This is a genomic window from Pedobacter sp. B4-66 (assembly GCF_018492665.1).
In the GTDB taxonomy this organism is placed as follows: Bacteria; Bacteroidota; Bacteroidia; order Sphingobacteriales; family Sphingobacteriaceae; genus Pedobacter.
On sequence record NZ_JAFVME010000023.1, the window covers coordinates 1 to 8,560 of the forward strand.

Below are 8,560 nucleotides of genomic sequence, written 5' to 3' on the forward strand. Positions count from 1 at the left end.
CAGGAGTCAGTTGAAAAATGTATTGGGTGGCGGGGGTAGCGGTAGCGGCAGCGGTAGCGGCAGTAGCCAGATTGGAAGATGTTACATGAGCTGCCCAGGGGATGATGTTGCTACTCCAGTACCTAACTGTGATTCAAGTACACAGACTGCACAGTGTGGAGCCGGTGTTAGTGCAACATGCTATTGTCCTGTTTAAATAATTCATTCTTTTGCCAAAGAGACCTAGGTCTCTTTGGCTTTTAATATTATGCTAACTTTATTTAAAGTTTAGTACCTAGAAGGCTCCCACCTATCCCTACTCCTCATAACACCATTTTCAACTGCATTTTCGACAATACTACCGACTTAAGTGGCAAATTCTTTAAAGACAATTTTTTCATTTTTTGAAATTTAATTCATTAAATAATAACTCCTTCACGCCGAATTATCCAAGCGACATATCTAAGCTGACATGCCGCCTAATTCCAATTGTTATCAATTAAAGCCTATCCAGGTCTCTGGAATCAGATCCTTGATATCTAAATCCTGTGTTACAAACCATTGCTTAGGATATATAACGATGCTACCATCTCTCTGCCCCAAATAGGATGCCCACCATGAAAAGGTGCTGTTGGCGTTGATAAAATGTGTACAACTCATCATAAGTTGGAAGTAGGCGATAAAATGTTCATCGTAAAACTCCTCGCCAACAAACTCTAAGTTGTCTATATGTTTCAGTTTCTCCCGGCACCAGGGAAGGTCATCCGAAAACACAAAATAGTGGGGCCGATCTACTTTACTAGCAATAAAACCTATCGCAGACAATAGATACGATTCGGAAACAACACCATGATAATCTAACTTAGTTAGATAATCACCATGACGCACATTTATCATAACAGCATTAACAGACTTTATTCTGTTTCTTAGAATGAGACCTCTATCATCGAGTTTCTTTTTAGGCACAAATTCATTTTTTATTACATCATCATTGGCAATAAAATATTTGTTCGACTGCCAATAACCATTTAATACAATAAGTTTTGTATTGAGACTTTCCAAATAATCAAGCTTACCAAATGATGTATTATCGAAATGGAAACTCCCCTCATTAATATATACTAAGTCATCTTCAGTTACCTGGATATCCAAATTGGACCCATCCCCAATTAGGTGATAGCCAATGTTTAAATTTTCGAGACTATATGGCCGATTTGAGGATTTCTCAATATAAATACTGGCATTAATATAAATCGGGAGGTTATGTCTAAGGGATAAATACTTTGCAAAAGCATATTGGAACATTTGGTTCCCTAGTCCGCCCATTAAGTTTACAACTATCATATTATTTTCAAATTATATGTCTTAGCTACATCCAGGAATGAACCCAATAATGGATGAGAGGTTGATGAATAGGACCTTCTGGGGGATTTCTGATTTCGTCATACAAATAAGCGAAAACTTCTTTAATTGGGACAGAAACCATAAATGTTTCAGGATGTCTGTTCATACTATCTCTCATCCTATATGGTCCAGAATATTGGGGGGTCCTCAACTCATCTCGTTTCTTTGAATTGTAAAGCCCAACAATGTCCCGAACCAGAAACTTCAAATAACTATCCTTAGGTTTAGCACAAAAAAACTCAGAGGTAAGTGTTCCATTTGCAGGGTCAACCAAGATGTAACCGTCTTGATATTTATAGGATAGCCCAATAAATTGAGCAGAATCTAAAAGTTGAACATCCCAATCAACATAGTAACCGCCAAAATGGTAAATTAAAAGATAGCGAGCAATGTCCGCTGCCTCTGCATGATTCCGAGAGTTCAGAAAAGCACTTAAAGCAAAATCAAAATTCTCATCAATAAATTGATGCAATTTTTCATCATCCCATACCCTAATCTCAAAACCAGCATCCTTTAGCTCTTCCCAAGATTTAAGACAATGATCAATGACTGGGTTTGTATTTGGTCCAACTATTTGGTGTATAATTAAAGGAATTGATGTTATTTGGTTATTTAGCATTACTAATCCTATTTTTGTTACGAACCGTGATATTTCCTATAAGCTGATTGAATATTATTTAAACGCTTGTTACTCTGTGCAAACAGTCTTGAAACAATAGTTTTATCTTTGTTATGAAGTTCTGTTACATCAGAATATCCAAAATCCTTTTGTAAGGATATGAATGGATATAAGACCATTTTACTGCTCGTCATCTCCGAATACAACATATCGGCTATTACTGATTTATCATATGGTCTTGCGAGAATTTCTTTAAAAAATCTCTTATAAATCACTAAAAACTGAGCTGATAGGCAATGACTCACCCAATATCTATTTTCAGTTATCGGGACTGCATATCCAAATTGCCCAGTTCCTCCTGATAAGTACTTAGCTCCATGAGCATGAGCTTCAATGATATTCCTTATCAGATACTCCTTAGAATACTGTTCGGTAAAAATGTGATCATCCTCACATATAACAATAACGTCTTCATCCCTTTCGATAGCCATCTTAACAATTTTCCGGATTGTTTTCCAAAGGCCAAAGGCACCAACTTTATGTTTATAAGCGCGAACAAAAGTTACATCAAATTCATTGCGACCTTCAAACTGTTCCTTAATATGTACCAATCTTTCGGTTCTCTCAGGGAGATTAATAACATATGTGGGTAGAGTGGTGGTTTCAAAAATATCTGCTTCTACTATATCTTCTGGAATTTCAGCTGATTTATAATATCCTGATACATTTTCTAATAATTTCATCCAACCTTGGGCAGCCTTAAAAAGGCCACTGACGCGCCCTTCTTCATTGTTTCGCCAAGTTGTATCTGAATAACCAAACTCTTTTTGAACAGAGATGAATGGATACATCAAAATTTTGTTATTTGTTAAATTGCCTATTTTATAATCGGCTGGATTCTCATCATCTAAAACCGCTGCATGTATAGTATCAAAAAACTTACGGAACACAACGAAAAATTGAGTTCCAGAAAAATTTTCAACCCAAAATAGCTGATCATCAATTTTTATTGAGTTTGAAAACCAGCTCACCCCCCCAAATAAAACATCGGCGTCTTTAGAATGAGCAATGGCAATTGAATTTTCAAGATACTCTTTATTATAATTTTTAGTAAACTTATGATCGTCCTCACAAATTATAATGTAATCGTCATTAGATAGCCTAGCTTTAGAAACAATCATTTGAATTGTCTTCCACAAACCTAGTGCACCTCCAGCACTTTCTATTGCCTCGACAATATTTATGGCAAATTCTGGCCTAGTGGAAAATTCTTTAATTGCATACTTTTTCCTATCTGTTCTTTTTTTTAAATTAATGATAAAAGTGGAAATGGGCTTGTTCATCATTCTTAAGGGTTTATTATAAGTGTTTGATTTAAATTTTGTAACCCTGCCACGCCGGGTTACTTCAAGCGACATGTTTTATAACATTCATGCTAGTTATTGAGGTCTGCTCCTTTGCAACCAACAGCCTCTTCTGTAAATTCTGCCTATTTGGACCTTACACTAATAAATATTTAATATCGCTTAATTGGTAAGGTTCAACAAGTTTATAACCATTAATCAGGATAGTCGGCGTAAAGGAGATTTCTGCCATTTCACACCATTTCTGCTGCTTTTCAGTGGCGGACTTTATATCTTCATCATAACTTACAGGATATTTATCAGCCCAACTCTCGTAATCTTTACTTGGCCTTCCGTACCAATCACTCAAAGCTTTCTCTACTAAATTCTTGTTTTCGACAAGACTTAAAGCAGTTGCATGACGTGCAACTTTTGTACGGTTATCGTCGTCATGATTAGCGGTAGTAAACACAACCTTTAGTTGCAGATCATCCCGTTCACTCAACCATTCGTCTAACTCTTTATGAGTTGCCCCACAAGGCCCGCAAAATGGATTACTTACCATGGTAATCACAGTTTCTGCTTTTGGATTTCCCAGAATGATTGGCATCAATTCATCGGGAATACTATAGTGTTCCTGAGAACTCAATAATTGCTTGAATAAAGCGCTGTTATATTTGAAAATTTTCAACTGTTGTTTCAGCGGACGCACCTGCCCAGCTTTTAATAAAAAAGGTTTCAAAAACGACCACACTGCAATAGGAAATAAAAAACATAACAAAATGCCTGCTGCTGACACCAAATTAACTCCAGAAAGAATATTTCCAAAGCTATAGCCAGCCCAATAGAACATCCCCGCCTCCAACCAGAGTAAAGTCTGAATAGAACAGCAAAGCAAACACCAGTTATTAGTCTTAAACTGATAGCCAATTGAATAAATTGTATAAGGCAAACACAAAACACTGACCCAACTCAACAACACAATGCTCTCAGGATAGAGCAATAAACAAATAAAAGAACCACAAAAGTAAAAAAAGCCTACTTCGCTCCAACTTAACCAGCTCGTCACTTTTGCTGCATCAGATTTTAGGATTGTGTTACAATTGTTCTTTCTTCCCAAACTGCAAAGATTCTGCACCAACGGATTATTTGCATCAATACTATGAACCAATAATAGACAACTAACAGCTAATCCTGCCAGCTTTAAAAACAAAATAGAGTTTTGTGCGAAACCCAGTGAAGATAAACTTGTAGCATAAAGAATAATTAATAAAATAGTCAATACAAGAAAAGGTAATCGAGCACTGTTAAACATCCCCGAAACCTGAGATTGAACATAGTCAGCTTCTCCGCTAAGCTCATCCTTTTCAGCATAAAGAACTACTCCATCCCATTTCTTTAAAAAATCAACCTCTGACATTACGCCTGAACCATCACGTTCATCACTGTAATAAACCTGACCCGAATTGAGTTCTCGAGCCAAAATAAACCTACCACCTTCACTCTTTAAATGTGCAATAAAAGGAAATTCCAATTCCATCAGTGAGCAAGTTTCTTTGTTAATTTTAAAAGCCTCATTCGGAACATTCCAACTGGTAAGACAATCAGTAAGAGAAAGCAAACTCGGATAATCAGGGTGCTCCAAAAGTTTCTTTTCAACAGTAAATGAACTAACACGTATCCCCAGTCCACGAAGAAAAAGATTTAACACCTGTATAGCATTCGGTGTAGAGTTAAATAATGTAATCATATAGGTATAATTTAAATTTAGCCCATAATCCTAGCAAATACCCCATCATCAATAAAAAAGCTGAACTCAGCTAGTCAAAAGAAAGGCTTCTATTTTGTTAGAATTTATTAGCACAACAATACAAATAGTTAATTAAGTTTACATAAAAGATATACTTAAAGAGAATAAGTCGCATAATCATTAAATAAAATTTTATTCATCACTATTAAATTTTATCAGATAGGTATTAATCGAAGCCTCTAGTTCACCTTGATTTTCAGGGATCATATGTATTAAGTTGACTTTACCACTATTAAATGGTTCCTTTTCTACATACACTCCTGAAAATGCCCCAACCCTTATGGACGCTCCAGTCTGCTTATCAATATTCGGCTTGATTTGATTTTTATACTTCTCAGAAAGCTGGTGCTCAGTAACGAGCACATAGTGATAATTAGAAAATTTTCTGACAATTTTTGCTATTGCCACATTATCTAAATGTTGTAAAACTTGTCGAATAATTAAGAGATCTGCAGATACAATATTTCCAGTGGCTCCATCCTTATGTTTAAAATTAACATTTGATTGTCCAAAACGTTTTCTATTAATATCTATGAGTGGTTTTACTACATCATACCCTAAATAAGAAAACTCATAATTTAAATCGGATAGACAACAGAGAATTTGATTAGAGACATTAAAGTCTCCACATCCAATCTCAACTATTTTTTTTATTTCTTTACGTCTAATGAAATCGACTACAATATCAACATATTCTGGAATTCGATCACTATAAGATCCTGTACCTGAGAAATACTCTCCTTTTTTCCCTCCCCAGACGTTATCTTTATAAATGTTCGTAAAAATTGTTGAGTGATAATCTTGATGATAATTAATTCTTTTCTTTGTCATTTTTTAGATTTCCTTTGATAGTATAACTTCTACATTTTTCACATAGCTTATCCTAATACGACTCTGCCACAATCAGGTCCCCATTAGCTTCCCAGAAAAAATCCCTTATAATTTAAGCTTTACACGCATTTCAGCTTTAGTCGCTTGAATGATAGAAAAATGGAGTTGGGGAATCAGATTTTAGCTTGTAATTATATGCTTTATCTTTTAGGAAGATTTGGCACTTTTAAGACTAATTTTTTCATATCTTTGAGTAAAATTTAGTGATTTAAATTTTGTAACCCTGCCACGCCGGGTTACTTCAGGCGACATGTTTTATAACATTCATGCTTGTTATTGGGGCTGCTCCGTTGCAACCGGCAGCCCCTTTTAATACAAAAGAGTTAGGTAACTATTAAAATAGTATAATCAAAAGCTACAAAAAGACCTTCGGTGAACAGGGAAATTATACTTAGCAAGTAATCCATCATAATTTGGATGTCTTGAGTATTCCGCTAACATAGTATGAACAGCAATAGAAATAATCAGTTGTTTAATAATTGAACAATAGATACTGATTATATTAGAAAAGTTTGTGAGAGCAAATATCATAAAGAGTTTCGTTAATGTATTTATGAAGATGAGGAATCATAATTGACTCCGGAAATAGAACTATTGATAAATCATAATTTTTTAGATAGGGTATAGCAAAAAGCTTGTTGTTTGTTTGAAAGCATAATATGGTTAGGGCTTATTGGTTAATATAATTTGGTTAGAATTATTGACTAATACAATTTTAATAAAAAATACCCCAGAACAAAAATACTTATTTAAATTATTGGACTTAACGTAATAAATACACTATCAATTATTACTTCTAAATCAATCGTCATAAAAGCTGTTTCCTTGTTTTAAGCATAAATATAAACAGAATTTTAAAATGTAATTTTTAAGATACAATTAAAACCAGACCAATATTCAACATTTTTCGACTAAACAATTAATTTGTATTTTTCCAACACCCACAACATAAAACAAACACTATCAAATAGTTAAAAAAAACAAAAAAATATAGAATAAAAAATTAACAGGTCACTTATGAGCAAATGAAAAGAATCCTTAAAGGAATATACATTATAAAGAAGCATTCACACCATCTCATCGGCCTTTACAGATAAGATAACTCCTAAAGTAAAAGAATAAGCACTTCTGGCCAACTCATATCAAAATACTATGAGAATCCTATTTTATCAAAGATGGGGTCTTTCTTGCTGAAAGCAATATATATAATTAAATTTAATACGAATTTAAAATGACTGATTAAAGGAAATTATTTTGAATTACTTTATTTTCATTAAATTTCATTTCTTTAATGTATTGATTTTTAGTAATATTGTATTAACCAATAATACCCTAACCATATTATGCTTTCAAACAAACAACGAGCTTTCAGCTACACTCTTTCTAAAATGTTATGATTTATCACTAATCCTTTTTCCGGAGATCAATCATGATCTTCGTAAATACACTAACAAAACTCTTTATGATATTTGCTCTCACAAATCCATCTAATGCAATCAGCATCTACAATTTAATCATAAGACAACTGATTATCTCTATTGCTGTTCATACTATTCCAGCGGAATTGCCATCCCATCCAAATTATCATGGATTACTTGCTAAGTATAATTTCCATTTTCATCGAACGTCTTTGATTTTAGCTTTTAACAATAAATCGTTTTACTAGCTACTTAACTCTTTTGTACAAACAGGTGTTGCCGGTTGCAACAGAGCAGCTCCAATAACAAGCATGAAAGTTACAAAAACATGCTGCCTGAAGTAACCCGGCGTGGTAGGGTTACAAAATTTAAATCACCAAATTTTATACAAAAAAATGAAAAAATTAACCTTAAAAGATCTGGCCTTTCAGAAAGGTGAAGTCTTAACCAGAAGTCAGTTGAAAAATGTATTGGGTGGCGGCGGTGGCAGCCCTACTAGTGGCAGTGGTAGTGGTAGTGGCTATAAGTGCGCGAATAAATGTCCGGGAGATGATGTTGCTACTCCAGTACCCACATGTGATTCAGGTCAGCAGACGGCACAATGCGGATCAGGTAATCATGGCACATGTACGTGCACCCCGTAAATTGTCCATTTTTTTAAACCAAAGAGACTCAGGTCTCTTTGGTTTAAAATGTCATGTTAAATTAAACTTATGTTGTTTTTGAAAAAGGTTCTTATTTTAATTGTACTAATGTGCACTTTTACTGCAAAAGCACAAAATAATGTTAAATTATCCGGATTTTCCAGTAGTAGTGGTATTGAGGAAATTTCAATACTAAGGTTGTATAAGTTTTACCCAATTGGACCAGAAGAGAAATTAACAACTGTATACGGTAAGGACGGTCATTTTGATATTAATTTCAATCTGAAAGCTCCTGAAATTCTAATTTTCAGAGCGAAATACAAGATCTGGAAACTTTACTTTCAACCTGGAGATTCATTAAAGTTTGATATCAATGAAAACAATGGGGTACCGGAATTAACATTTACCGGAAAAACAGCCTCAAGGTATAACCTATTTACTTTGGTATCAAA

The 8,560-nt window shown here is 34.3% G+C and carries 8 protein-coding genes; 3 read left to right on the plus strand and 5 right to left on the minus strand.

Going from position 1 to position 8,560, the window contains the following annotated elements; translation table 11 throughout:
- The coding region (locus tag J1905_RS23310; RefSeq protein WP_214229597.1) for a hypothetical protein at window positions 1-196 on the plus strand (196 nt) is incomplete at its 5' end.
- A 278-nt stretch (window positions 197-474) separates the two neighbouring features.
- Here the strand turns inward: J1905_RS23310 and J1905_RS23315 are convergent.
- From J1905_RS23315 to J1905_RS23335, 5 genes are all read right to left on the minus strand, one after another.
- Window positions 475-1,323 (minus strand): alpha-1,2-fucosyltransferase, encoded by an 849-nt coding sequence (locus J1905_RS23315; RefSeq protein WP_214229598.1) that lies wholly within the window; start codon window positions 1,321-1,323, stop codon window positions 475-477.
- A 25-nt stretch (window positions 1,324-1,348) separates the two neighbouring features.
- Window positions 1,349-2,002 (minus strand): glycosyltransferase family 32 protein, encoded by a 654-nt coding sequence (locus J1905_RS23320; protein WP_214229599.1) that lies wholly within the window; start codon window positions 2,000-2,002, stop codon window positions 1,349-1,351.
- Between the two features lie 17 nt (window positions 2,003-2,019).
- Complete coding sequence (locus J1905_RS23675; RefSeq protein ID WP_250318184.1) at window positions 2,020-3,420, minus strand: glycosyltransferase family 25 protein; 1,401 nt, start codon at window positions 3,418-3,420, stop codon at window positions 2,020-2,022.
- Between the two features lie 82 nt (window positions 3,421-3,502).
- The gene (locus J1905_RS23330; protein ID WP_214229600.1) at window positions 3,503-5,095 is read right to left on the minus strand and encodes a thioredoxin domain-containing protein; all 1,593 of its coding nucleotides are present in this window, start codon (window positions 5,093-5,095) and stop codon (window positions 3,503-3,505) included.
- Between the two features lie 192 nt (window positions 5,096-5,287).
- Window positions 5,288-5,986, minus strand: a complete 699-nt coding sequence (locus tag J1905_RS23335; protein ID WP_214229601.1) for a class I SAM-dependent methyltransferase — start codon at window positions 5,984-5,986, stop codon at window positions 5,288-5,290.
- Window positions 5,987-7,859: 1,873 nt separating this feature from the next.
- On the opposite strand from J1905_RS23335, the gene J1905_RS23340 reads away from it, so the two are divergent.
- Together J1905_RS23340 and J1905_RS23345 are read left to right on the plus strand one after the other, a co-directional pair.
- Complete coding sequence (locus J1905_RS23340) at window positions 7,860-8,108, plus strand: hypothetical protein (RefSeq protein WP_214229602.1); 249 nt, start codon at window positions 7,860-7,862, stop codon at window positions 8,106-8,108.
- A gap of 108 nt (window positions 8,109-8,216) precedes the next feature.
- On the plus strand, window positions 8,217-8,560 hold a 344-nt coding region (locus J1905_RS23345; protein ID WP_214229603.1), incomplete at its 3' end, for a hypothetical protein.

Coding starts and splice junctions, on each gene's coding strand:
- J1905_RS23315 (WP_214229598.1), bottom strand. CDS start 1,323: ATGATAGTTGTAAACTTAATGGGCGGACTAGGGAACCAAATGTTCCAA.
- J1905_RS23320 (WP_214229599.1), bottom strand. CDS start 2,002: ATGCTAAATAACCAAATAACATCAATTCCTTTAATTATACACCAAATA.
- J1905_RS23675 (WP_250318184.1), bottom strand. CDS start 3,420: ATGTCGCTTGAAGTAACCCGGCGTGGCAGGGTTACAAAATTTAAATCA.
- J1905_RS23330 (WP_214229600.1), bottom strand. CDS start 5,095: ATGATTACATTATTTAACTCTACACCGAATGCTATACAGGTGTTAAAT.
- J1905_RS23335 (WP_214229601.1), bottom strand. CDS start 5,986: ATGACAAAGAAAAGAATTAATTATCATCAAGATTATCACTCAACAATT.
- J1905_RS23340 (WP_214229602.1), top strand. CDS start 7,860: ATGAAAAAATTAACCTTAAAAGATCTGGCCTTTCAGAAAGGTGAAGTC.